Origin of the sequence: Sinorhizobium sp. CB7, assembly GCF_041357635.1 — a bacterium.
Lineage (GTDB): Bacteria > Pseudomonadota > Alphaproteobacteria > Rhizobiales > Rhizobiaceae > Rhizobium.
Genome location: NZ_JAULLL010000026.1, coordinates 54,751 through 77,386, shown reverse-complemented (window position 1 = coordinate 77,386; position 22,636 = coordinate 54,751). Strand labels below are relative to the sequence as shown.

At 59.6% G+C, this 22,636-nt stretch carries 20 protein-coding genes and 1 pseudogene; 12 read left to right on the top strand and 9 right to left on the bottom strand.

The annotated features are described in order from the left end of the window. Nucleotides 1-249: 249 nt before the first annotated feature. Nucleotides 250-624, bottom strand: coding sequence for a winged helix-turn-helix domain-containing protein (locus AAE029_RS32755; RefSeq protein ID WP_371077100.1), 375 nt, complete (start codon nt 622-624; stop codon nt 250-252). A gap of 240 nt (nt 625-864) precedes the next feature. Between AAE029_RS32755 and rsfS the strand changes: the two genes are divergently transcribed. The 6 genes from rsfS to AAE029_RS32725 all read left to right on the top strand — a co-directional run bounded on the left by rsfS (nt 865) and on the right by AAE029_RS32725 (nt 7,067). Further along, on the top strand, nt 865-1,332 hold the full coding sequence (gene rsfS, locus AAE029_RS32750; RefSeq protein WP_371077099.1) for a ribosome silencing factor: 468 nt from the start codon (nt 865-867) through the stop codon (nt 1,330-1,332). 204 nt (nt 1,333-1,536) lie between these two features. After that, a complete protein-coding gene (rlmH, locus tag AAE029_RS32745) occupies nt 1,537-2,019 on the top strand; it encodes a 23S rRNA (pseudouridine(1915)-N(3))-methyltransferase RlmH (protein ID WP_371077098.1) in 483 nt (160 codons plus the stop codon). Nucleotides 2,020-2,457: 438 nt separating this feature from the next. Further along, nucleotides 2,458-3,870 carry a murein hydrolase activator EnvC gene (locus AAE029_RS32740; protein ID WP_371077097.1) on the top strand — a complete coding sequence of 471 codons (1,413 nt, stop codon included), beginning with the start codon at nt 2,458-2,460 and terminating at the stop codon, nt 3,868-3,870. Beyond that, nucleotides 3,860-5,182, top strand: coding sequence for a S41 family peptidase (locus tag AAE029_RS32735; protein ID WP_371077096.1), 1,323 nt, complete (start codon nt 3,860-3,862; stop codon nt 5,180-5,182). Before AAE029_RS32740 ends, AAE029_RS32735 begins: the two co-directional genes overlap by 11 nt. Nucleotides 5,183-5,311: 129 nt before the next feature. After that, entirely contained in the window at nt 5,312-6,514 is a 1,203-nt protein-coding gene (locus tag AAE029_RS32730; protein ID WP_371077095.1) for a divergent polysaccharide deacetylase family protein, read from the top strand. A 16-nt stretch (nt 6,515-6,530) separates the two neighbouring features. Continuing rightward, nucleotides 6,531-7,067, top strand: a complete 537-nt coding sequence (locus AAE029_RS32725) for an RNA pyrophosphohydrolase (RefSeq protein ID WP_371077094.1) — start codon at nt 6,531-6,533, stop codon at nt 7,065-7,067. A 407-nt stretch (nt 7,068-7,474) separates the two neighbouring features. Here AAE029_RS32725 and bfr read toward each other — a convergent pair whose 3' ends face one another. The 5 genes and pseudogenes from bfr to AAE029_RS32700 form a co-directional block, all read right to left on the bottom strand. Beyond that, nucleotides 7,475-7,960, bottom strand: coding sequence for a bacterioferritin (gene bfr / locus AAE029_RS32720; protein ID WP_371077093.1), 486 nt, complete (start codon nt 7,958-7,960; stop codon nt 7,475-7,477). Beyond that, nucleotides 7,926-8,334: pseudogene (locus AAE029_RS32715) on the bottom strand ((2Fe-2S)-binding protein). The gene bfr and the pseudogene AAE029_RS32715 overlap by 35 nt, the downstream one beginning before the upstream one ends. Before the next feature lie 100 nt (nt 8,335-8,434). Next, nucleotides 8,435-11,863: an error-prone DNA polymerase gene (locus AAE029_RS32710; RefSeq protein ID WP_371077092.1), complete on the bottom strand. Its 3,429-nt coding sequence runs from the start codon at nt 11,861-11,863 to the stop codon at nt 8,435-8,437. Then, nucleotides 11,860-13,287 (bottom strand): DNA polymerase Y family protein, encoded by a 1,428-nt coding sequence (locus tag AAE029_RS32705; RefSeq protein WP_371077108.1) that lies wholly within the window; start codon nt 13,285-13,287, stop codon nt 11,860-11,862. The genes AAE029_RS32710 and AAE029_RS32705 overlap by 4 nt, the downstream gene beginning before the upstream one ends. 40 nt (nt 13,288-13,327) lie before the next feature. Beyond that, nucleotides 13,328-14,290, bottom strand: coding sequence for an ImuA family protein (locus AAE029_RS32700; RefSeq protein WP_371077091.1), 963 nt, complete (start codon nt 14,288-14,290; stop codon nt 13,328-13,330). Between the two features lie 162 nt (nt 14,291-14,452). Here AAE029_RS32700 and AAE029_RS32695 point away from each other — a divergent pair, with 162 nt between their 5' ends. Continuing rightward, the gene (locus tag AAE029_RS32695; RefSeq protein WP_371077090.1) at nt 14,453-14,890 is read left to right on the top strand and encodes a metallopeptidase family protein; all 438 of its coding nucleotides are present in this window, start codon (nt 14,453-14,455) and stop codon (nt 14,888-14,890) included. A gap of 150 nt (nt 14,891-15,040) precedes the next feature. Here AAE029_RS32695 and AAE029_RS32690 read toward each other — a convergent pair whose 3' ends face one another. Both AAE029_RS32690 and AAE029_RS32685 read right to left on the bottom strand, forming a co-directional pair. Next, on the bottom strand, nt 15,041-15,247 hold the full coding sequence (locus AAE029_RS32690; RefSeq protein ID WP_371077089.1) for a DUF1737 domain-containing protein: 207 nt from the start codon (nt 15,245-15,247) through the stop codon (nt 15,041-15,043). Then, a complete protein-coding gene (locus AAE029_RS32685) occupies nt 15,244-16,152 on the bottom strand; it encodes a CoA ester lyase (protein WP_371077088.1) in 909 nt (302 codons plus the stop codon). The genes AAE029_RS32690 and AAE029_RS32685 overlap by 4 nt, the downstream gene beginning before the upstream one ends. Before the next feature lie 111 nt (nt 16,153-16,263). Between AAE029_RS32685 and AAE029_RS32680 the strand changes: the two genes are divergently transcribed. The 5 genes from AAE029_RS32680 to lpxE all read left to right on the top strand — a co-directional run bounded on the left by AAE029_RS32680 (nt 16,264) and on the right by lpxE (nt 20,315). Beyond that, nucleotides 16,264-16,500, top strand: a complete 237-nt coding sequence (locus AAE029_RS32680) for a hypothetical protein (RefSeq protein ID WP_371077087.1) — start codon at nt 16,264-16,266, stop codon at nt 16,498-16,500. Between the two features lie 88 nt (nt 16,501-16,588). After that, on the top strand, nt 16,589-17,194 hold the full coding sequence (gene leuD / locus AAE029_RS32675) for a 3-isopropylmalate dehydratase small subunit (protein ID WP_371077086.1): 606 nt from the start codon (nt 16,589-16,591) through the stop codon (nt 17,192-17,194). A 168-nt stretch (nt 17,195-17,362) separates the two neighbouring features. Then, complete coding sequence (gene leuB / locus AAE029_RS32670; RefSeq protein ID WP_371077085.1) at nt 17,363-18,475, top strand: 3-isopropylmalate dehydrogenase; 1,113 nt, start codon at nt 17,363-17,365, stop codon at nt 18,473-18,475. 159 nt (nt 18,476-18,634) lie between these two features. Next, a complete protein-coding gene (locus AAE029_RS32665; RefSeq protein ID WP_371077084.1) occupies nt 18,635-19,396 on the top strand; it encodes a phosphatase PAP2 family protein in 762 nt (253 codons plus the stop codon). Between the two features lie 184 nt (nt 19,397-19,580). Then, nucleotides 19,581-20,315 (top strand): lipid A 1-phosphatase LpxE, encoded by a 735-nt coding sequence (gene lpxE, locus AAE029_RS32660; protein WP_371077083.1) that lies wholly within the window; start codon nt 19,581-19,583, stop codon nt 20,313-20,315. Nucleotides 20,316-20,465: 150 nt separating this feature from the next. On the opposite strand, the gene AAE029_RS32655 is transcribed toward lpxE, so the two are convergent. Next, nucleotides 20,466-22,352 (bottom strand): MFS transporter, encoded by a 1,887-nt coding sequence (locus AAE029_RS32655; RefSeq protein WP_371077082.1) that lies wholly within the window; start codon nt 22,350-22,352, stop codon nt 20,466-20,468. Nucleotides 22,353-22,636 lie beyond the last annotated feature (284 nt).

The window sequence follows — 22,636 nt, the reverse complement described above, 5'->3', positions numbered from 1 at the left end:
GCACCGGCAGGAGTCTTTTCGCCGTGCCGACGCACGGCGGCTGGATCCCTGTGACAAACACAGGGAAGAGGGAGGTCGGGGAGGCTTTCCCGCCAAACAACTGCCTCCGAAATACGGGTGGCTAGATAAAGGTTCTGCCGTTTCCAAGATGCCAAGCGGTAATTGGAGCACGGGCGGCTCACCCCGCATAAACTGACTTGGTGAGGGAAATTGGGAAAGCGTCCCGAAAGCTCACATCTGGAGGCGTGATCAATCCGCATCCGGCGAAGGAACAAAATGGGGGTTCCGGTTGGTCTCCAGCCATTCGAGATCGCCCGCCAACGCGTTATCCATGGCCCGTTCCATGGCCCGGAACCGGGACAGCAGCTCCTCGCCGAATCGCGTCAGTGCTGCGCCGCCGCCTTTCTGTCCGCCGCGCTGCGATTCCACGACGGGCTCTCGGAACATCTGATTCATGTCGCTGACCAGCAGCCATGCGCGCCGGTACGACATGTCCATGGCGCGGCCCGCCGCCGAGATCGATCCGGTTTCTTTGATGTGCTCGAGAAGTTCCATCTTCCCTCGCCCCAAACGGGTTTCACCGAAAAAACTGATGCGGAGGATGGGTTTCAAGGTGGTTTGCATGAGCCCGGTCAGTGGAACGGCAATTTGAAATAGTTTGGTTAGTCTACGCGCCCTTACCATAGCTGTACATCATCATCAGGCCATTGCGAGCAAGAGAAATCGGCAAGGCGTGGGCAAATGCCCGCTTGCCGATGAAAAACCTCTTCAACCGCGGCGAAATTCGCCTCCGCAGGGGCGCGCGGGCGACCGTACGTCTTGAAACGTTAATGGTTTGATGTCTATCTTTACACTTGATTTGGGATGACATCCCCAATCGCTGATGCGCATGTTCTGTTAACCAGGAAAGGAAAAGCACTGACAACAGTACACGCCAAGGGAAGAACGCCAGCCGTTGTCCCGAAGAGCCCGGAACGTGGCGCCGATGCCGCCGCCCGCGCCCTGCAAGCCGTCCTCGTCAGCCTCGAGGATTCGAAAGCAGAAAATATCGTCACCATCAACATCGCCGGAAAGTCCGCCCTCGGAGATTACATGGTTGTTGTCTCCGGCCGTTCGAACAGGCATGTCCTGGCGATCACCGATCATCTCATCTCCGATCTGAAGGACGAGGGCTTCGGCAATGCCCGCGTTGAAGGTCTGGAAGGCGGCGATTGGGTGCTGATCGACATTGGTGACATTATTGTCCATGTGTTCCGCCCCGAAATCCGCGAGTTCTACAACATCGAGAAGATGTGGGCCGCGCCGGATATCGACGAGAGTACGGTGCACTAAAGCATCCTGCGTTTAAGTAAAATGACTTGAACGCAGAAACATACTTTAGAACCAGCGAATTAGAGCGTCCTTGCGCGTTCGCGTGGACGCGCGGCGCTCTAATGGCCCGCAGAGGAAATTCCTCGACCGCGGAAGGATGGCCGGAGAAATCCGGCGAGTGTGAGTATTTGCGTCTTTTGGCGCGGCATGCGCGGGAGCGGCGAAATGCGGATTGGTCTCTTTGCCGTCGGGCGGCTGAAAGCCGGCCCGGAAAAGGAACTTGCGGCCCGCTATCTCGACCGCTTCGCCAAGGCCGGCCCGGCGGTCGGCCTGGAGTTGTCGCGTGTCGCCGAAGTGGCTGAAAGCCGCGCCTCCAGCACCGAGACGCGCAAACGGGAGGAAGCGGCGATGCTGCAGAAGGCGCTTCCCGAAGGAACAGTTCTCGTTCTCCTCGACGAACGCGGCAAGGCGCTCGACAGCGAGGCCTTTGCCCTGCTGCTTGGCACCTATCGCGATCAGGGAAAACGTGACCTGATGATAGCGATCGGCGGCGCCGACGGCCTTGATCCTCTCCTGTACGAGAAGGCAGAAGCCACGATTTGCCTCGGCAAGATGACATGGCCGCATCAGCTTGTCCGCATCCTGATCGCCGAGCAGCTCTATCGCGCCGTGACCATCCTGTCGGGTCATCCCTATCACCGCGGCTAGAGCCGCAGCCATTGGATTCGCTGGAAGTTCTGCCCCTCACTCTAGCCCTCTCCCCGCACGCGGGGAGAGGGGACGATCGAGTAAGCGGCGCTACAAACCGTCGCCGCGATGAGGGACGACGGAGGGTGCGACTCCCCCTTCGCCCCACCTGCGGGGAGAAGGTGGCCCGAAGGGTCGGATGAGGGGCCGGCACGCGAATCAAACATCCCAACTGGCCCCCGAATTCTTCGAGAACCTCTGATATCCTAATGCATGTTGCAAACCGGTGCAGCGATTTTGCGACACCGACATGCATGCGACGACAGGCTTTCGTTTCAGTACCGCACCATTCACAGAGCCGTGTTTTGAATCCTGCCTCAAAATTGGCGATCATCTTGGCTAAGGGCCGCAAATCAGCTTAGGCTTGCTGCTCTTTCAATTCCCGCTATCGGAAACCGAATGACACCTGCCCCCATCAAGGCTCCCCGACAGATCTTGTCGCCAATTGCGATCTCTCTTGGTGCGGCCTTGGTTTTCGCGGCGGCACAGGGCATCGGCGGGCTCCCGGCGCGATCTCAGGAGGCAGAGGCCATTCCGCAGGGACCGCCGCCAGATCCTGCCGGCGAGCTTGCCCGTAAGCGCGATCAGACGCGGGCCGATCTCGATGCCCTGTCGAAGACCATCAGCCTTTCTTCCGGCAAGGTGCAGGACCTTCAGGCCAGCATTGCCGCCCTCGACAAGAGCACGGCCAGCATCCGCACCGCGCTGATCGAGTCCGCCGCGCGCCGCAAGGCGCTGGAAAATCAGATCCTGGAGAGTGAGAAGAAACTGACGGATCTCGGCGTTCGCGAAGACCGCATACGCCAATCGTTGCATGAGCGCCGCGGCCTTCTCGCCGAGGTCCTCGCGGCCTTGCAGCGCATGGGACGCAATCCGCCTCCGGCCCTGCTTGTGACACCGGATGATGCGCTTGCCTCGGTGCGCAGCGCCATCCTGCTGGGTGCGGTCGTGCCCGGCATGCGCAAGGAAACTGACAAGCTCGTCGCCGATCTTCACGATCTCGCCGAGCTGCAGGCGGCGAGCGCTGCCGAGAAGGCCAGCCTGACCTCGACCATGACGAATAGCCTCGAGGAAGAGCGGCGCATGGACCTCCTGCTCGCAGAAAACGACAAGCATAGTCGGCAAAACGCGGCGGAACTGCAGGCGGAGAAAAAGCGCTCCGAAGAACTGGCGGGTCAGGCAACGAGCCTCGAGGGGCTTATAGCTTCGCTCGAAAGCGAGATTTCCTCGGTGCGCGCCGCCGCTGCTGCGGCAAAGGCCGAAGAGGAAAACCGCAAGCTCCTGACCGACCAGCAGCGGGCCGAAGCGAGAGCCCGCGCCGAAAATGGTGTGCCCGATAAAAACCGCATTGCGCCCGCATATGCCTTCTCGGAATTGAGAAACAAGCTGGAGCTGCCGGTCGCGGGCGATATCGTGCGTCATTTCGGTGATGAGGACGGCACCGGGCATACTGCCATGGGCGTGACCGTCGCAACGAACCCTGAAGCGCTCGTGACCGCTCCCGCAGACGGGCTGGTGGTTTTTGCCGGCGCGTTTCGCAGTTACGGCCAGATGATCATCCTCGACGGCGGCGATGGGTATCATATGGTTCTTTCAGGAATGGACACCATCATGACTCGCCAGGGGAAATTCGTATTCTCCGGTGAGCCCATCGCCATGATGGGAGCAAAAAGAGTGGCAAGCGCAACCGCATTGGCGCTGGAAACAGATCGGCCAACGCTTTACATTGAGTTTCGAAAAGACGGAAAGCCGGTCGATTCCCGACCCTGGTGGACCGCCAAAGACATGGGAAAGGCACGCAATGATACGTAGGGCTTCTCTAGTTCTCGTCGGCGCATTGATGGGCGCGAGCGCGATGAGCGTCATTTATGCAGCGGGAGTACCGGCGGAAGCGGCCGGAGCTTCGACCTATAAGGAGTTGTCGATTTTCGGCGACGTATTCGAGCGCGTCCGCGCCCAGTATGTGACGCCGCCGCAGGAAGACAAGCTCGTCGAAGCCGCAATCAACGGCATGCTGTCGTCCCTCGACCCGCATTCGAGCTATATGAATGCCAAGGATGCGGACGACATGCGGACGCAGACGAAGGGCGAATTCGGCGGCCTCGGCATCGAGGTGACGATGGAAGACGATCTCGTCAAGGTTATTACCCCGATCGACGATACGCCTGCGGCAAAGGCCGGCGTTCTGGCTGGCGACTATATTTCCGAGATCGACGGTCAGTCGGTACGCGGCTTGAAGCTTGAGGACGCCGTCGAGAAGATGCGCGGCGCCGTAAACACGCCGATCAAGCTCACCATCATCCGCAAGGGCGCCGACAAGCCGATCGAGATGACGATCGTGCGCGATATCGTCGCGGTGCGCGCCGTCAAGTCGCGTGTCGAGAACGACATCGGCTACCTGCGCGTCATCTCCTTCACCGAAAAGACGACACCGGATCTCGAGGCGGCAATCGCCAAGATCAAGAAGGAAGTACCGGCCGACAAGCTGAAGGGCTATGTGCTCGACCTGCGGCTCAACCCCGGCGGTCTGCTTGATCAGGCGATCAATGTCGCCGACGACTTCCTGGAACGCGGCGAAGTGGTTTCCACCCGTGGCCGCAACCCGGATGAGACCCGCCGCTTCAATGCCGGTCCGGGCGATCTCACCGACGGCAAGCCGATGATCGTGCTCATCAACGGCGGCTCGGCTTCCGCATCCGAAATCGTCGCGGGCGCACTTCAGGATCTGCGCCGCGCCACGGTTCTCGGCACGCGGTCCTTCGGCAAGGGCTCGGTCCAGACGATCATCCCGCTCGGCGAAAACGGCGCGCTGCGCCTGACGACCGCGCTCTACTACACTCCGTCGGGTCGCTCGATCCAGGGCACCGGCATTGAGCCGGACGTCAAGGTTGAAGAGCCGCTCCCCGACGATCTGAAGGGCAAGATGGTGACCGAGGGGGAATCGAGCCTGCGCGGCCACATCAAGGGCCAGGCCGAGACCGATGAGGGCTCCGGTTCTGTCGCCTATGTTCCGCCGGATCCGAAGGATGACGTCCAGCTGAACTATGCATATGACCTGCTGCGCGGCGTCAAGACCGACCCCGCCTTCCCGCCGAATCCGGAGAAGGCTGTCGTAGCCAAGTAATGCCTGAGAGCGCCATGTCGGTTTTCCGATCTGGCGCTCTTTTCTTTCCGGCTTCTTGCAGTCGCGCCGCACGAATCTCGTTTCACGCGACAGCTTTAGCGCGACAATCAGGGCAACGGACAAACAGGATTGGGAACGGATCTCCACGCGCCTCTGGGCCAGAATCGTGCCCCTGGCCGCAGGAAGCCGGGGGTGCTCCGTCTCGGCCGCGTTGTAGCCGGACTTTGCCTGATCGCGATCGGCTCTTTTTCCCTCTATACCGCGCTCGCTCCCGACGCTCTTCAAAAATCTCTGCCCCATCAGGCTGAAAACGCCGCGCCGCCACCCCAGGCAACGGCCGCAAGCGCGGCGGCCCCTGCGAGCAGTGCTCCTCCCGCTGCCACGGGTCTTCCTTCCGATTCCCGCTCGGGCGCGAATGTCGAACGGATGGTTACGGGCGACGGCTCCGTTGTGACGAAATTCAGCCCGAAGCCGCGCGACGGTAGTGGGCCGGTCATCATCGACGCAACTCAGATCGGTCAGGATTCCCGCGTCGCCGCCCTTCCCAATGAGAACTTGCTGGAGGACTCACCGTTCGGTCGCCTGCCGGTTATCGGACCGGATGGGCGACGACCGATGGATCAATATGCGCGGCCCTGGTCGGGCGCGCGCGGAACGCGGATTGCGATCGTAATCAGCGGCCTCGGTCTCAGCCAGACCGGAACCCAGCGCGCCATTCAGCAACTGCCGGAAGAGGTGACGCTCGCCTTTGCGGCAAGCGGCAACAGCCTGCAGCGATGGATGCAGGAGGCGCGGCGCGGCGGTCACGAGATCCTGCTGCAGGTGCCTTTCGAGCCCTTCGGCTATCCCGACAATAATCCGGGACCCGATACATTGCTGACATCTGAGCCGACGCCGAGAAACCTGGACAATCTCCACAAGGCTATGGGGGAAATTACCAATTATACCGGCGTCATGAATTATCTTGGCGGCCGCTTCCTCTCCGATCCTGGCGCTCTCGAACCCGTCCTGCGCGACATCGGCAAGCGTGGGCTCCTTTTCCTCGATGACGGCTCTTCCGCCCAATCGAAGACCGCGACCCTGGCCAAGGCCGTCAGCACCCCTTACGCGTTTGCCGATATTCAGCTCGACGCTCAGCTCGACGTCGGCGCCATCCTGAAGAAGCTTGACGAACTGGAGCGGATCGCACGCCGCAACGGTTCGGCAATCGGCGTCGCATCGGCTTTCGACGAGAGCATTGACGCCGTCACACAATGGAGCAAAGAAGCCACGCTGCGCGGCATCGAGATCGTCGCCGTGTCCGCACTCGCCAATGATCCGCAGAAGCCGTGACCCAAAGAGGTTTCCGATGAAGAAGAATAAGCCGCTGAAAGCCGAAGATCTCCCCTATCGGCCTTGTGCGGGGGTCATGGTTCTCAACCGGGACGGACTAGTCTGGGCCGGACGGCGCATACCGGAAGAAAATTCCGAGTTCGACGGGTCACCGCAGCTTTGGCAGATGCCGCAAGGCGGTATCGACGACGGAGAAGATCCTTTGGAAGCGGCCTATCGCGAGCTTTACGAGGAGACCGGCATGCGAACCGTCACACTTCTCGCCGAAGCCAGGGACTGGATCAATTATGACCTGCCTGCGCATCTGATCGGCATCGGCCTTAAAGGCAAATATCGCGGCCAGACACAGCGCTGGTTTGCCTTCCGCTTCGAAGGTGACGAAAGCGAAATCGCCATCGACCCGCCGCCTGGCGGCCACAAGCCCGAATTCGATGCCTGGGACTGGAAGCCGATGGAAGAATTGCCGGGCCTGATCGTGCCCTTCAAGCGGGCGGTCTACGAGAAGGTGGTCACCGAATTCCGGCATCTGTCCGGTGTCAGCGCCGAGGGCTGACGGCCGGCCACTCTCGTGTCCTGATTCCGAAGTTCGTCATACCTCGCGGCGGATTTTGCACCGCCGTCGTCCCACTGAGGCACGCATCTACCGTCACCGCCACTTGCTCGATTGTCCCCTCGCCCCGCGTGCGGGGAGAGGGCTAGGGTAAGGGGCAAAACTCTCAGCGAATCCAATGGTTTCGGATCGAAACTGAAGCGCGGTGAAAGCCCCTCATCCGCCCTTCGGGCACCTTCTCCCCGCAAGCGGGGCGAAGGGGAGTCCCACCCTCCGTGCGTCCTCACTGATGCACTGATCTGTCGTCAGCGCCGCTTGCTCGATCGTCCCCTCGCCCCGCTTGCGGGGAGAGGGCTAGGGTGAGGGGCAAAACTCTCAACGAATCCGATAGGCTAGAGAAGCTCGCAAAATCACTCGGCGGATTCGGCCGAGTCCGCATTAAGCTGGCCGTACTTCGCCTCTCCAATCTTTTCGAGGAGATCGAGCTGGGTCTCAAGAAAGTCGATATGACCTTCCTCGTCAGCCAGCAGCTCTTCGAACAGCTTCATGGAGACGTAGTCTCCAGCGTCATGACAGATATCACGCGATTTCTTGTAGGCGGTGCGGGCATCGTATTCGCCGGCGAGGTCGGCTTCCAGCACTTCCTTGACGGTCTGCCCGATGCGCAGCGGCGCCAATGTCTGTAGATTGGGATGGCCTTCAAGGAAGATGATGCGGGCGATGAGGCGATCGGCGTGGTGCATCTCTTCGATGGATTCGGCACGCTCCTTCTTCGCGAGCTTGGTATAACCCCAATCTTCGAGAAGACGATAGTGAACCCAATATTGGTTGACGGCACCGAGTTCGAGGAACAGAGCCTCGTTAAGCTGCTCGATGACTTTTTTGTCGCCTTTCAATGTCCGCTCTCCTGTTGTCTTCATGGAATTTTTTCAGGCGGGACATGAAATCAAATATTTCGGCTTCCGTCGAGTGGCGCCGGGCGTGATAATCCTCGGTTGTCTGGATGATGATATCCACGACGTTGGGAAAGCAACCGCAACAACGGCCGCGCTTTGCCATGGCGTGATACACTTTTGCAGGCACTATGAGCTGCCAGCAATCCTCGTCAAGAAGGTTGTTGATAACCTCCTTGATCTCCTTATCGGTAATGTAGTTGCAACTGCAAACCAGCATTTCGTACTCGGTCCGACAAACATGACATCTGCTATCCTGTTTTTCTGATAAAGAAGATGCGTCTTGTCAAGAAAGATTCGAAGGACGCGCCTTTCACGAAGTGTCACCTCCCCGTGAAGGGCATCTGGATCCGTTAGTTGGAGCGGATGCGGACGGAAAACCGCACACACTTTTCCTCATCCTGCTCTATCTCCGCCTCAATGGAAGTTCCGGCCCCTGGGCATGACCTCTGCCGTTTCCACTCCCGGGACGCTTAAGTCTCCTGTGCCCTCGCGGCCGTTGCGCTGAAGCCGCGCTCGCGAAGCCTGCCGATGATCCATCGTCGGGCACAACGCCTCATCCGATCGCTCGCTGACGCCGAAACGCCTTGCTTCCCGTTGAAGAAGGCCGAGGGCGGAGGTCATATCCTCGATATGATGAATCACCACATGGATGACACCACTTTCGCTCTGCAGACGGCCGCGGATTTTGACCAGGCGGGCACCCATGACGATTGCCCGATATCGATCGAAGATTTTCGACCAGACGATGGCATTGGCCACGCCGGTTTCATCCTCGAGTGTCATGAAGATTACGCCCTTGGCCGAGCCCGGTCGCTGGCGGATCAGCACCAGCCCCGCAATCGTGACCATGCTGCCGTTGGGCACCGTCAGAAGGTCCCTGTTGCGCACGATCCCCATTCTCGCGAATTCATCACGCAGGAAGGAAACAGGATGGGCCTTCAGAGACAGGGAAAGATAGCGATAATCCTCAATCACCTGTTCGCCGGGCGGCATTTCCGGCAACATGACCTCCGGCTCGACCTGCAAATCGATATGATTGACCTGATCGAACAGTGGCAGCTTCTCGGCCGCACTTTTTCCGTCGAGCGCCCGCACGGCCCAGAGCGCCTCGCGCCGTGACAGTCCGACGGATTGGAAGGCATCGGCATCCGCCAGCCGTTCGATATCAGACCTCGTCAGACCCGAGCGCAGCCAGAGATCGCGTACGGACACGTAACGGTCGCTGCGATTGGCAACCATATTGTTCATATCCTCTTCCGAGAGCCCTTTGACCTGCCGGAACCCCAGCCGCACGGCCCTTTTCGTCCTGATGACTTCCCGCATGGACGCATGTCTGAAGTCGATCGTATTCCTGTTGAACTCCGCTTCTTCCAAAAGCGAATCCCATTCCGAAAAATTGATATCGACAGGACGGACCTCGATGCCATGCTCGCGCGCATCGCGCACAAGCTGCGCCGGCGCGTAGAACCCCATCGGCTGTGAATTCAACATCGCCGCGCAGAAGACATCGGGATAATAGGCCTTCACCCAGGATGAGGCATAGACGAGAAGGGCAAAGGATGCCGCATGGCTTTCCGGAAAGCCATATTCACCGAAGCCTTCGATCTGACTGAAGCAACGCTCCGCGAATTCGCGGTCATAGCCTCTTTCGACCATGCCGTTGATCATGTCCTCCTTGAACTCGTTGACCTTTCCCGATCGCTTGAAGGTCGCCATGGAACGGCGCAGCCGATCCGCCTTTGCCGGAGAAAAACCCGCTGCCGTAATGGCAATCTGCATCGCCTGCTCCTGGAAAAGAGGAACGCCCAAGGTCCTTTCCAGTACCTTCTTGAGCTCTGGTTTCGGATATTCAATCGGCCTGCCGTGCCGCATATCCTCTCGCCGCTTGAGATAGGGATGCACCATGTCACCCTGGATCGGACCGGGACGGACGATCGCAACCTCGATGACGAGATCGTAGAATACCCTCGGCTTGAGACGCGGCAGCATGCTCATCTGCGCACGGCTTTCGACTTGGAAGACGCCGACCGTATCGGCCCGGCAGATCATGTCGTAGATGGCATCCTCATCCATCTTGCCGAAGCCCCGGAGTGTTTTCTTTTCATCGTAATGCAATGCCAGAAGATCGAAGGCCTTCTTCAGGCAGGTCAGCATGCCCAGGGCAAGAATGTCGATCTTCAGAATGCCGACCGTATCCAGGTCGTCCTTGTCCCATTCGACCATGTAACGGTCCGGCATGGCCGTCGGCATGATCGGCATGACCTCGTCCAGCCTGTCCCTGGTGATGACGAAACCGCCGACATGCTGGGTGAGATGCCGCGGGAAACTCATCAGTTCGGTGGCATATCTAAGGACGTTTCTCGTCGTCGGATCGGAAAGGTCGAGACCGGCCGCCTTCGCCTCGCGCGCGGAGAGATCTTCCGTCGACCAGCCCCAGACCGTGCTTGCCAGTGCCGATTGCACATCTTCCGAAAGGCCGAAAGCCTTGGCCACCTCGCGACCGGCCGATCGCGCCCGATAGCTCGTCACCGCCGCCGTCAGCCCGGCATGTTCGATGCCGTATTTTTTGTAGATGAACTGAATGACATTCTCGCGCCGCCCATGTTCGAAATCGACATCGATATCCGGCGGCTCATTGCGTTCCGTGGAAATGAACCGTTCAAAGAGGAGCGTGGTGATTGTCGGGTCCACCTCCGTAATTCCGAGACAGTAACAGATGGCGGAATTGGCCGCGGACCCACGTCCCTGACACAGGATCTTCAATTCATACCGGGCGTGATGAACGATATTGCGGACTGTCAGGAAGTAATGCTCGTATTGCATCTGCCGGATCAGATCGAGTTCGTATTCGATCAGCTTTACCACCTTCTCCGGAATGCCCTCGGGATAGCGCTCCGCCGCCCCTTCCCAGGTCAGCCTCTTCAGCGTCTCCGACGGCGTCTCGCCCGGAACGCTCTCATCCGGATAATTATGTCGCAGCTCATGCAGCGAAAAAGTCAGCCGCTCAAAAAACCGTTCCGTACTGGCGATCGCTTTCGGATAGTCCCTGAAGAGCCTTTTCATGTCGCGACCGTCTTTCAGGTAACGCTCGGCGTTCGGGGCAAGCCGAAACCCGGCCTCGGCAACGGTCACATGTTCGCGGATGGCGGTGACGATATCGGAAAGTGGCCGCCGCGCGGGATCATGATAGAGCGGCTGGTTGGTGGCGATCAGGGGAACATGATTGCGGATCGCCAACGTCGAAAGCGTGGCGAAGACGAACTTGTCCCGGCCGTCATAGAAGGGCGACAGCGCCATATAGAATTTTTTGCGAAAGCGCTCTCTGAAGCGTTGGAGACAGCCCTCCAGCCTTTCCTGGCCTGCAACATCCTCCGCAATGGACGGATCCGGCACGAGGGCGAGCATCATCTCGTCTCCCCATTCGATGAGATCCGCCTCATACAAAATGCAGGAGCCCTTTTCCGTCCTCAGATTTCCGGCACTGAGCAGGCGACAGAGATGTGCCCATCCCTGGCGGTTCTGCGGAAAGGCAAGGATATCCGGCGTGCCGTCGGAAAAGACGAGCCGCGCTCCGGGCTGCACCGGAATGTCTTTCAGAAGCTCTTTTTCCTTCTCTCCCTTTTTTCGAAGTTCCTCATTTTCAAGGCGTTCCTTTTCGTAGGTCTCCCGGATCGCCTTGACCTGCGAATACGCCCTCACGACGCCGGCCACCGAATTGCGGTCGGCGATCCCAAGACCGGAAAGGCCCAGCTGAGCCGCCCGTGTCACCATCTCCTCCGGGCTCGAAGCGCCTTCGAGAAAGGAGAAATTGGTCCTGGCGCCGATTTCGAAGAAGGCACTCATGCGAAAACCCCATGCATGAACCAGTGCGGCGAGGTCGGCTTCTGCCCATAAAAGCCCTCCCGATAGATCCAGAAACGGCGACCGGTCTCGTCCTCGATGCGATAATAGTCGCGCGTGGCTTCGGCCTCGCCATCAAGCCACCACTCCGCAGCGATCCTCTCCGGCCCTTCGGCGCGGCGAACCTGATGCAGCATGCGCCGCCAGCGAAACCGGGCGGGCGGACCATCGGGCACTTCGGCCGCGAAGATTTCCATCAACTCCGGCGTCCTGAAAAGCCTGAGCGGTCGCTCGCTTCGCGAGACACCAGGCCCCGTATCCTTTGCCTTCGACTTCTTTGGAGGCGGAAAGATATCCATGGCGGGCGTGGATATGACAGCGCGCTCGGGCAGGTGACTTTCACGCAGTTGAAAGCCCTGCAGACAGTCCGGGCCAAGCCGGGCCGCAACCTGATCGACAAAGGCGGCAAGCGATATGTCTCTTTGACCATCTCCGGTGAAATCCGCCTGAAAGGCGTCGAAGACTTCATGCCGCAGCACATTGAGCCGCAGAATTTCGAAGCCGAAACCGGCGTCGAGATCGTCCTGTACGGCACTGAGACGTTCGCAAAAAAGGGCTGCGATCCGACCGGGTTCGCGCAAGGGCCGGGATGCGCCCGCCGCGATGCGAAAAACCTTCCCGTCGACCCGGAACAGGATGAGCTCGAAGAGACGCCCGCCGACACCGCGCGCCTCCAGCGCCGGTTTCAATGTCTCGGCAATTTCACTGGCAAGATGGAGGACAGTTTCTTGCGCCTGCACCGGCTCGGCCAAACGCCGTTCAGCAGAAAGGCTGGCAACGGGCCTGCGCGGCGAAACCGGCTCCTCTTCGAGACAGAGAGCCTGGTCGAGCCGCAGGAGGAGATGCGGCCCGAACCGGCGGGCCAGCGGTGCTCGCGGCATATGGATGAGATCGCCCACCTGCTTCAGGCCGGCCTTCTGCAACAGGGCGACGGTCTCCTCGTCCAGCCGCAGCGATGCAACCGGCAGGGGTGCAAGCGCCTCCTCGGCTTCGCCCTCTGCGACAATGGCATTGCCGGCGAAATGTGCAACAGCCCAGGAAAGACCGGGCGAGGAGGAAATACTGCCCCGGACATCGAACCCCAGCCGGAAGAGGCGGGACAGAATATCCTTGAGGAGTGAGCGCTCGCCTCCGAAGAGATGCGCACAGCCTGTGATGTCGAGAAACAGACCGTTCTGCCCGTCAAGGGCGATGAGGGGCGTATAGCGGTCGCACCAGTCGGCGATCGCTTCGAGAAGACGACGATCGGCTCCCAGATCCTCCTCCACGATCTCGATGCCAGGGCACATGGCGCGTGCTTCCGCCACCCCCTGGCTCAGTTTGAGCCCAATCCTCTCCGCCACCTCGTCGAGCGCGGTCAGCCGCATGGCATTGTTCTGCCGGCCGGCACAGACGATCGGCGGGGCCTCAGGGCGTGCGGACAAACGCCAGGACAGGCCCCAGCGCTTTCGCGCGATCCGATCTGTCGGCAGATGCGTAAAGGTGAGCGCCAGGATGCGCTGGCTTCCGCTCTGCAGGGAGAGAACGTTCTGGCTCGGGGACAGGGGCATTAAATTGGCGGTCATGGGAATTCCACTCCAGAAGAATAGAGAGGGGAGCCGGATTGCGGCTCTTCTCCAGGGTGAGACGGAAAACCGGATTACCGATGCTGCCGCCAAGCATCGAACCATCCGGTAGAAGCCGGGAAGATGCGGGTCCAGGCGTGACAGAAAAGCGGAAGGTGGCGCTGCTCGCCTCCTCCTCTCCCGCCTGCCTCAGGACGAAGACCGGCCGGCCGGCCGTCTTTGCCCTGAGGCTCAATCGCCGGCTCTCGGTCAGGCCGAAACGCGCCGGATTGCCGCGCACCTCCAGAATGATGACGGAAAAGACGCCGCTTGCCACCGCCGTTTCCGCAAGCCACAGCGCCTCTTCGAGTTTGCGCGGCGTGGCATAGAGGAAACGCTCCGGCTGCAGGCCGAAATCCTTGAGCCCCACCGCATAGGGAAATCCCGCTTCCATCACGGCAACCGTGTCGCCGATCCACAGGACCGGATAACTCTCTTTCTCGTCCTTTCCCGTCCCGTCCTTCCCCACTTGCAGCCGGGATGCCAGCGCCAGCGCAAAACCGCTCGCCGCACCTGCGTCCCGCAGCAAATGCGAACGGATTTCCGTCATGCCGTCGAGCGGCAGCCCACCCTCGAGCGCCTTGTCCAGGCGCGCAATGCCCAGCGGCAGAAGGAGACGCTCGTCTGCATCCTTGCGCCTTCCATCATCAGCCGCCATCACCTCCTGTTCAGCTGCCGCCAATTCCGGTACAGGCCGGCCTTCCAGCCTGGCAATAGTTTCGCGGAGCGCAAAAAGCGTCTCCCGCGCCACGGCCGTTTCTGCCATGACGTCAACTCCAAATTCACAATGTTCCTGTTATGTTCTTATGGATTCCAGAGCTTACTAAAAGAGTCAACAGTCAATTTCTATGAATTTATTCCTCGCTTTGATTCCACTCTCGAAAATCGCGCATAAAGGTTCTATATGGGCTCAAAGGAAGGAAACACCATGGCCCGCATAGACCAGAGCGAGGATTGGCGGGATCGCCATGCGCCGACGATCAGCACATTCGAATCCCTGGCGATGGAGGCCTATAGCCATTTGCCGGATGAATTCCGAGCATTGGCCACGAACCTCACCATCGAGATCGAAGATTTCCCGGACGACGAGGTTTTCGAGGACATGGCACTGGAAACGCCCTTCGATCTGCTCGGTCTTTTCGAAGGACGGGGCATTTCCGAACGTTTCACGGTGGAAAACGGCGAACTGCCGAACCGCATCCGGCTCTATCGCCGTCCCATCCTCGACTACTGGGCGGAAAACGAGGAAACGCTCGGCGACATCATCACCCATGTCCTGATTCACGAGATCGGCCATCATTTCGGCCTCAGCGATGATGACATGGAGCGGATCGAGGCGAGCGCGGAAGAAGCGGCCGACCGCTAGAGCAATTCCAGGAAAAGTGCGAAGCGGTTTTCCGTCCGGAATTGCGTGAAACGAAGGGTTAGAGCGGGATGCCGAAAAGTGTGAGCGGTTTTCGGGCGACATCCCGCTCTAACTCTCTGATTTAGAGTCGGATGCCCAATCACCTCCGGACTATTGTTCGGAGAGCTTCATCTCCGGATCGTAATCCTTGCCCTCGACCTCTTTCACCACAGCCTGTCCGCATTGCATCACGCCGGTTGCGGCATTGAAGGCATAGGTGGGCGAGCCGGACAGCGACCAACCTTTGTTGAGAGCAGCAGTCACCTTGTGGCAGAAAGTGGCATCGTCCGGGCCGGTCAGGAAGCGGTAGAGTTTCATGAGGATTTCTTTCGTTCGGCGATCAGGCGGGCCTTATGGACCAGCTCCTCCGCCTGGACAAGATGCAGACGTTCGACCATGCGCCCGTTCAGATTCACCACATTGAGATTTTCGGCTGCCGGATCGGCAAAGGCGGCAATGATTGCCTCCGCCTCGGCAATGGCCGCTTCGTCAGGCCCGAAATGCCGGTTGGCCACCGCGATCTGGGCCGGATGGATCAGCATCTTGCCGTCGAAACCCATCGCGCGCGCCTGGGCGCATTCGGCGTCATAGGCCTTGAAATCCGCGAAATCATTGAAGACGCTGTCGATGGCGTCGAGCCCGTAGGCGCGGACCGCCAGCACCACTTGCATCAGCCAGGGTACGAGATAGATCCTCCCCGGCTGCGGCAGGACCCCGGTCTCCTTGCGCAGATCGTTGAGACCAACGACGAAACAATCGAGCCGCATGTCCGGCGTGCGCCCTGCATCGGCGATCGCGGCCGCATTGAGAATGCCGCGCGGCGTCTCGATCATCGCCCATATGCGCAGGCCCTCCGGCGCATCGGCATCGGCGAGACGATCAACAACCGCCATGATGTTCTGCGGCTCCTCGACCTTCGGCAGCAGCACGGCATCCGGTACCAGCGACAGGACAAGTTCCAGATCCGCGCTCCCGAATGTAGAGGAAAGCGAATTGATGCGGATGATCCGTTCCTTGCCTTCAAGCACTTTGCCCGAAAAGAAATCCTTAAGGTTTTCGCGGGCCTCCGCCTTCTTCTCTGGCGCAACGGAATCCTCGAGATCGAAGATCACCGCATCGCAATCGAGCGCGTGGGTCTTTTCAAGCGCACGCCTGTTGATGGCGGGAACGCTCAAGACCGAGCGGCGCAGACGCATGGAACGGGAGGAAACGGAACTGCTCATGGCCGATTTGTGCCAAGCTTTTGATAGCGAGGCAAGACAACAAAAAGCCATGCTCCTCTTGCAGACAAAGGCCGGAAGGACCACATCCTTTCCGTAGAAAGGTTTCAGCTCATGCAGAATATCCGTTCCCTGTTCCTCGCATTTGTCGGCATCGCAGCCTTCACGGCACTCCTGTTCCTGACGTTCTCCCTGGCGCTCGTCGTCGGCGGAATTCTGACGGTTCTCATGGTCGCCCGTGCAATTTCGCTGCGCATGAAGCCTGCGCCGGCTCCGGTCCGCGCGAGAGCGAACGGCAAGCGCGAGATGCATGTCTGGAACGATGGCCGCGGCACGATCATCGACCTTTGAGCCTCGTAAGTTTTCCCTTCATTTTTGGGCGGATTTGCTCTATTTGCAGGCAGTTCGTTGAACAAGCGAGATCAAAGGCAAGGATTCCATGGATAAGTTCGTGAAGCTCACCGGCGTCGCCGCGCCGCTCCCGGTTGTCAATATCGACACCGACATGATCATTCCGAAGGATTATCTGAAGACGATCAAGCGCACCGGCCTCGGCAAGGGTCTCTTCGCGGAAGCCCGCTACAATGAGGACGGCACGCCGAACCCGGACTTCGTGCTCAACAAGCCGGCCTATCAGAATGCCAAGATCCTTGTCGCCGGCGACAATTTCGGCTGCGGTTCCTCGCGTGAGCATGCGCCATGGGCCCTGCTCGATTTCGGCATCCGCTGCGTCATTTCGACCAGTTTCGCCGACATCTTCTACAACAACTGTTTCAAGAACGGCATTCTGCCGATCAAGGTTTCCCAGGAAGACCTCGACAAGCTGATGGACGACGCCTCGCGCGGTTCCAACGCCGTCATCACGGTCGATCTGGAAAATATGGAAATCACTGGCCCGGACGGCGGCTCGATCAAGTTCGATCTCGACGCATTCAAGCGCCACTGCCTTCTGAACGGCCTTGATGATATCGGCCTGACACTGGAAAAGGCGGCCGCCATCGACTCATTCGAAAAGGCAAACACTGCCGCCCGCCCCTGGGCCTGATCGGCCAGACAATCGCGGGCCCCGCCAAAATAATTCAGATCCCGGCCGGTCTTGCAGGATCGGCCGGGATCAATTTTTAAGGCGTACCGATTCGCCCCTTCCCTCGCTTGAAAAGCCTCATCTGCAGGTCTAAGAAGCCGCAGTTTGTTTTCCGTGGAGGTTTTTTTCATGACAGCGCGCAATCTTTTCCTGTTGCCGGGCGACGGCATCGGCCCCGAAGCCATGGCCGAGGTCCGCAAGATCATCGCCTTCATGAACGAAACCATGAATGCCGGCTTTACGACCGACGAAGGCCTCGTCGGCGGTTGCGCCTATGACGCGCATGGCGCTTCGATTTCCGAGGAAGACATGGCCAAGGCGATGGCGGCGGATGCTGTCCTCTTCGGCGCCGTCGGCGGCCCGAAATGGGATGCCGTGCCCTATGAGGTTCGCCCGGAAGCCGGTCTCCTGCGCCTGCGCAAGGATATGGAGCTTTTCGCCAATCTGCGCCCGGCGATCTGCTATCCGGCGCTTTCCGATGCGTCCTCGCTGAAGCCGGAACTGGTCGAGGGTCTCGATATCCTGATCGTGCGCGAGCTGACCGGTGGCGTTTATTTCGGCGAGCCCAAGGAAATCATCGACCTCGGCAACGGCCAGAAGCGCGGCATCGACACGCAGGTCTATGACACCTACGAGATCGAGCGCATCTCAAGCGTCGCCTTCGAGCTGGCGCGCACCCGCAACAACCGCGTCTGCTCGATGGAAAAGCGCAACGTCATGAAGTCCGGCGTGCTCTGGAATCAGGTCGTCACGGAGACTCACAAGGCGAAATATTCCGACGTCCAGCTCGAGCACATGCTGGCCGATGCCGGCGGCATGCAGCTCGTCCGCAATCCGAAGCAGTTCGACGTCATCGTCACCGACAATCTCTTCGGCGACATGCTGTCCGACGTCGCCGCCATGCTGACCGGCTCGCTCGGCATGTTGCCGTCGGCCTCGCTTGGCGCCCCCGACGGCAAGACCGGCAAGCGCAAGGCTCTCTACGAACCGGTTCATGGTTCCGCACCGGATATCGCCGGTAAGGGTATTGCCAATCCGATCGCGATGATCGCCTCCTTCGCCATGTGCCTGCGCTACTCCTTCAACATGATCAAGCAAGCCGACGATCTGGAAAAGGCGATCGCCAATGTGCTCGACAGCGGCATCCGCACCGCCGACATCATGGCGGAGGGTTGCAGGAAGGTCGGCACAGTCGAGATGGGTGACGCTATCCTTGCCGAGTTCAAGGCGCTTTCGGCCTGAAATTCTTCCATATAGCGATCCATGAAAGCCTCGATGCAAAAGCTGCATCGGGGCTTTCGCATTGAAGTGGATCACTGCCGATCCTATGTCCGTTGCTGATTGCAGCCCGCAAAGGTTGCTGTAACACGTTGAGTTATTGCAATCGAACATGGGAGCAGCATGACGGTCACTCCGCAAAGCCGGCCGGCAATTTTGAAGATGCTTCATCGGCGCTACGAGGCGCGCAGGACAATTCATCGGCGGGTTCCGTGGCTTGGCTTTACGCTTTCTGTCGTCAACATCGTCGCCATCGCCTTTTTCGTCTTCGACGCCGCGCTCGGTCAAACGGCAAGGGCTCTCCCACCGCCGCTGATTTCGATCGCCGGTACAATCACCGACGTCGGCAAGTTGATCTGGATTCTGGTCGCCACGGCCACAGTGATAACAACGGGCCTCCTGCTGGCGCGCCGCCTCTCCAGTCTCAGACAACGCTTTCGCATAGCCTGTCTGATACAGATGGCGAGCTATGCCGGCCTTTCCGTTCTCGTCACCAGCATTGCCGCCCATATCCTGAAATTCGCCATAGGAAGAGCGCGACCTCCGCTCTTCGACAGCGAAGGCATCTTGGGATTTGACCCCTTCAACGGTGATTTCCTGTTCTTGAGCTTTCCTTCGGCGCATGCCGCCCACATCGGCGCCCTTTTCACAGCGCTGGCTCTGCTCTTTCCGCGGTTCCGACTGCTCTTCTTAGGTCTCGGCCTCTGGCTTGGCGCCACACGGGTCATCATCGGCGTGCATTATCCGAGCGACGTCGCCGCCGGCCTGGCGCTCGGCGTCTGGATAAGCTTTGCGGTTTCAATCTTATTTGCCCGTTTCGGCCTGGTCTTTTCCATCGGCCGCGACGGCTGGCCGATGCCTCGCCTCAGCAGCCGAATCATATGAGCGGCGATTTGCCGCTCCCAGAGCCTAACTCGTTATTTCCGGAGCATCTTTCTGCGCTCAGGTGATTCCATGTGAACACACCACGCTTGAGCCCTCGATATCCCTAAGCTTTGTAAAATCCCCGTTGCAAGCCGCTGCTAGATCCGGCCCATCGAACCATGGGCGGATGGGACAAGATATGGCGATGCAGGGATTATTGGCGTCTCTTGATAGGCGATGGCGGCGCAATCGGAACGATATGGCGCCGCTGCGCTGGCAGACCTGCCTCTTCATCACGGTCAATGCGGTCATCATTTCCATGGCGCTGCTCGATTCGGCGGTCGGCGAAAAGCGTATCTCCGCACCCGTTCACACGCTTGGCCGCATGCTCACCGACTTTGGCGAATCGGGCTGGATCATCTGCGTCAGCGCCTTCCTTCTCTTCGAAGGCTGGGCAGCCTGCCATCTGGTGCGCTCGATACGCTGTCGTTGCCAGGCGGTGCAGATCAGTCGCATCGGCGGCTATCTTCTGACGTCGATCGCGCTCTCGGGTCTCATCGCCAATCTCTTGAAGAGGGCAATCGGTCGCGCGCGGCCGGGCCATTACGACGAGCTTGGCGCATTCTTCTTCTCCCCTTTCCATGGCCGTGCCTCCTTCGAGAGCTTTCCCTCCGGCCATGCCACGACGATCGGGGCGTTTTTCGTCGCTCTCTCACTGCTTTTTCCGCGTTACCGGATCATTTTCCTCGCGCTTGCGCTCTGGCTCGGCATGACCCGCGTCATGGTGGGGGCGCACTATCCGAGCGACGTCATTGCGGGATTGGCGCTCGGTGGCTGGTTCTCCTTCATGACCGCCATCGTCTATTCCCGCTATGGCCTGCTGTTCCGCACCGGCCCCGACGGCTGGCCGCTCCCCCGCCATTCGCTTTCCTGGAAATGAAAAACACCCGGCGCAGCGAGGAGCCGGGTGTTTTCCTACAGCAATTCCGGAGAAAAAGCGGTTTCCGTCCGGAATTGCGTAAAACAAAAGTTTAGAGGGCTTCTGTGCTTCCATGAAAGCTGAAACGCTCTAACACTGAGGAGTCCCGCATCAATCCATCGCGTGGATATCGCGATCCTTGGTTTCCGGCAGGAAGAGCATGCCGACGACCAGCGTGATGCCCGCGAAGACGATCGGGTACCAGAGGCCGTAGTACATGTCGCCCTTGGCCGCGCTCATGGCAAAAGCCATCGCCGGCAACAGTCCGCCGAACCAGCCGTTGCCGATGTGATAGGGCAGCGACATGCCGGTATAGCGAATGCGGGTCGGGAACAGCTCGACGAGCAGCGCGGCGATCGGGCCATAGACCATCGTCACGTAGAGGACGAGAATGGTCAGGATTGCGATCGTCCCTACCCAGTTCACCCGCGCCGGATCCGCGACCATGGCGAAGGTGCCGCCTCCGGCGACCGTATAGACCGCCATGTCGGTGACGCTTTTAGCTTCATCCGCAGTCAGCAGTTTGTCGGCAACCAGCTTGCTTGCCGGCACGGTATCCTTCTGACCGGCGCGCACGGCTTCGGCATTGAGAGCAAGCTCCGGATTGGCCGCGATGAAAGCGTCGAGCTTGGAATCCGGAACCTTGGCGGCGCCGCGATTGAGCGGATAGCCCGCATCGTGAAGCGCGATATTGACGCTCTTCTCGAAAGCAGCACCCTGCGATTTTGCCTTATCGCCTGCGGCAACAGCATCATAGCTCGTGACCGTTTCGTCACCGATCTTCACTGTCGCCGGCTGGCCGGCAGGACCGGCAACGACATCATAAGGCACCGAATTCTTGGTCAGGAACGCGGTGGCGATATCGCAGGAGCTGGTAAACTTCGCGGTGCCGGTTGGGTTGAACTGGAACCTGCAGTCCGCCGGGTCGGCCGTCACCGTCGCGCGGATCGTGGCCTGGGCTTCGGCGAGTGCCGGATTCGCGGTCCAGGTCATGGCCTTGAAGAGCGGGAAATAGGTGACCATGGCAAGCAGCAGGCCCGCCATGATGATCGGCTTGCGGCCGATCTTGTCGGAGAGCCAGCCGAAGAAGACGAAGAAGCTCGCGCCGATGAAGAGCGCCACCGCCACCATGATATTGGCCGACTGCAGGTCGATCTTCAGCACGTTCTGCAGGAAGAACAGCGCATAGAATTGACCGCAATACCAGACGACGGCCTGGCCCATGGTCGCGCCGAAAAGGGCGAGCAGTGCGATCTTGGCATTTTTCCACTGACCGAATGCTTCCGTCAGCGGCGCCTTGGATCCCTTGCCTTCCGCCTTCATCCGCTGGAACGCCGGAGATTCATTCATCTTCAAGCGGATCCAGACGGAGATGCCGAGAAGCACGACGGAGACGAGGAACGGAATGCGCCAGCCCCAGGCTGCGAAGGCCGTGCTGCCGAGAAGCCCCTGCACAACCAGGATGACGATCAGCGACAGGAACAGGCCGAGCGTCGCGGTCGTCTGGATCCAGGATGTGAAATAGCCGCGCCGCCCGTGAGGCGCATGTTCGGCCACATAGGTCGCCGCACCGCCATACTCGCCGCCGAGCGCCAGGCCCTGCAGCAGGCGCAGCGCGATCAGGATAATCGGCGCTGCGATGCCGATCGAAGCCGCACCCGGCAGGACACCGACGAGGAATGTCGAAAGGCCCATGATCAGGATCGTGATCAGGAAAGTATATTTCCGGCCGACAAGATCGCCGAGACGACCGAACACCAGTGCGCCGAAGGGGCGTACCAGGAAGCCGGCCGCAAAGGCGAGCAGCGCAAAGATGTTGCGTGTGGTTTCAGGATACTGACTGAAGTAGGTCGCGCCGATATAAACGGCGAGCGACCCGTAAAGATAGAAATCGTACCATTCGAAAACGGTGCCAAGCGACGAGGCGAAGATGACTCTCTTCTCCTCGCGTGTCATCGGGCCGGCCTTCTGACCCCCGACGCTAACGACATTTGCCATTTTGTCTGTCCTCCACCAGAATAATCAAACGCGCCGCGGCCCAACTCTCCTCAGAATCCCCAACGACCCGACACGCCTCGGAAGAATGTGACAGAAAACCGCACCAAGAAAGAGAGAGGCTTTCGCATTATGACTTTAGTCTAATGCCGCGCATGACTGCCGGACGTGGGCTTTGTGATCACACGGTTTGCTTCGATCCTCGACATCATCGCTCGACACGGAAACTTCTTGATGCGATGAAGATTGGCTGGCAGATACCGCTCCGCATTTCGAGCAGGGTATGA

What these genes read in the sequence shown, in the direction of transcription:
- AAE029_RS32655 (WP_371077082.1), bottom strand. Translation starts at nt 22,352, where the DNA reads ATGGCAAATGTCGTTAGCGTCGGGGGTCAGAAGGCCGGCCCGATGACA.
- AAE029_RS32755 (WP_371077100.1), bottom strand. Translation starts at nt 624, where the DNA reads ATGCAAACCACCTTGAAACCCATCCTCCGCATCAGTTTTTTCGGTGAA.
- AAE029_RS32685 (WP_371077088.1), bottom strand. Translation starts at nt 16,152, where the DNA reads ATGAGCAGTTCCGTTTCCTCCCGTTCCATGCGTCTGCGCCGCTCGGTC.
- rsfS (WP_371077099.1), top strand. Translation starts at nt 865, where the DNA reads ATGACATCCCCAATCGCTGATGCGCATGTTCTGTTAACCAGGAAAGGA.
- AAE029_RS32710 (WP_371077092.1), bottom strand. Translation starts at nt 11,863, where the DNA reads ATGAGTGCCTTCTTCGAAATCGGCGCCAGGACCAATTTCTCCTTTCTC.
- leuB (WP_371077085.1), top strand. Translation starts at nt 17,363, where the DNA reads ATGACAGCGCGCAATCTTTTCCTGTTGCCGGGCGACGGCATCGGCCCC.
- AAE029_RS32725 (WP_371077094.1), top strand. Translation starts at nt 6,531, where the DNA reads ATGAAGAAGAATAAGCCGCTGAAAGCCGAAGATCTCCCCTATCGGCCT.
- AAE029_RS32735 (WP_371077096.1), top strand. Translation starts at nt 3,860, where the DNA reads ATGATACGTAGGGCTTCTCTAGTTCTCGTCGGCGCATTGATGGGCGCG.
- lpxE (WP_371077083.1), top strand. Translation starts at nt 19,581, where the DNA reads ATGCAGGGATTATTGGCGTCTCTTGATAGGCGATGGCGGCGCAATCGG.
- rlmH (WP_371077098.1), top strand. Translation starts at nt 1,537, where the DNA reads ATGCGGATTGGTCTCTTTGCCGTCGGGCGGCTGAAAGCCGGCCCGGAA.
- AAE029_RS32680 (WP_371077087.1), top strand. Translation starts at nt 16,264, where the DNA reads ATGCAGAATATCCGTTCCCTGTTCCTCGCATTTGTCGGCATCGCAGCC.
- leuD (WP_371077086.1), top strand. Translation starts at nt 16,589, where the DNA reads ATGGATAAGTTCGTGAAGCTCACCGGCGTCGCCGCGCCGCTCCCGGTT.
- AAE029_RS32695 (WP_371077090.1), top strand. Translation starts at nt 14,453, where the DNA reads ATGGCCCGCATAGACCAGAGCGAGGATTGGCGGGATCGCCATGCGCCG.
- AAE029_RS32700 (WP_371077091.1), bottom strand. Translation starts at nt 14,290, where the DNA reads ATGGCAGAAACGGCCGTGGCGCGGGAGACGCTTTTTGCGCTCCGCGAA.
- AAE029_RS32705 (WP_371077108.1), bottom strand. Translation starts at nt 13,287, where the DNA reads ATGCGGCTGACCGCGCTCGACGAGGTGGCGGAGAGGATTGGGCTCAAA.
- AAE029_RS32740 (WP_371077097.1), top strand. Translation starts at nt 2,458, where the DNA reads ATGACACCTGCCCCCATCAAGGCTCCCCGACAGATCTTGTCGCCAATT.
- AAE029_RS32690 (WP_371077089.1), bottom strand. Translation starts at nt 15,247, where the DNA reads ATGAAACTCTACCGCTTCCTGACCGGCCCGGACGATGCCACTTTCTGC.
- AAE029_RS32665 (WP_371077084.1), top strand. Translation starts at nt 18,635, where the DNA reads ATGACGGTCACTCCGCAAAGCCGGCCGGCAATTTTGAAGATGCTTCAT.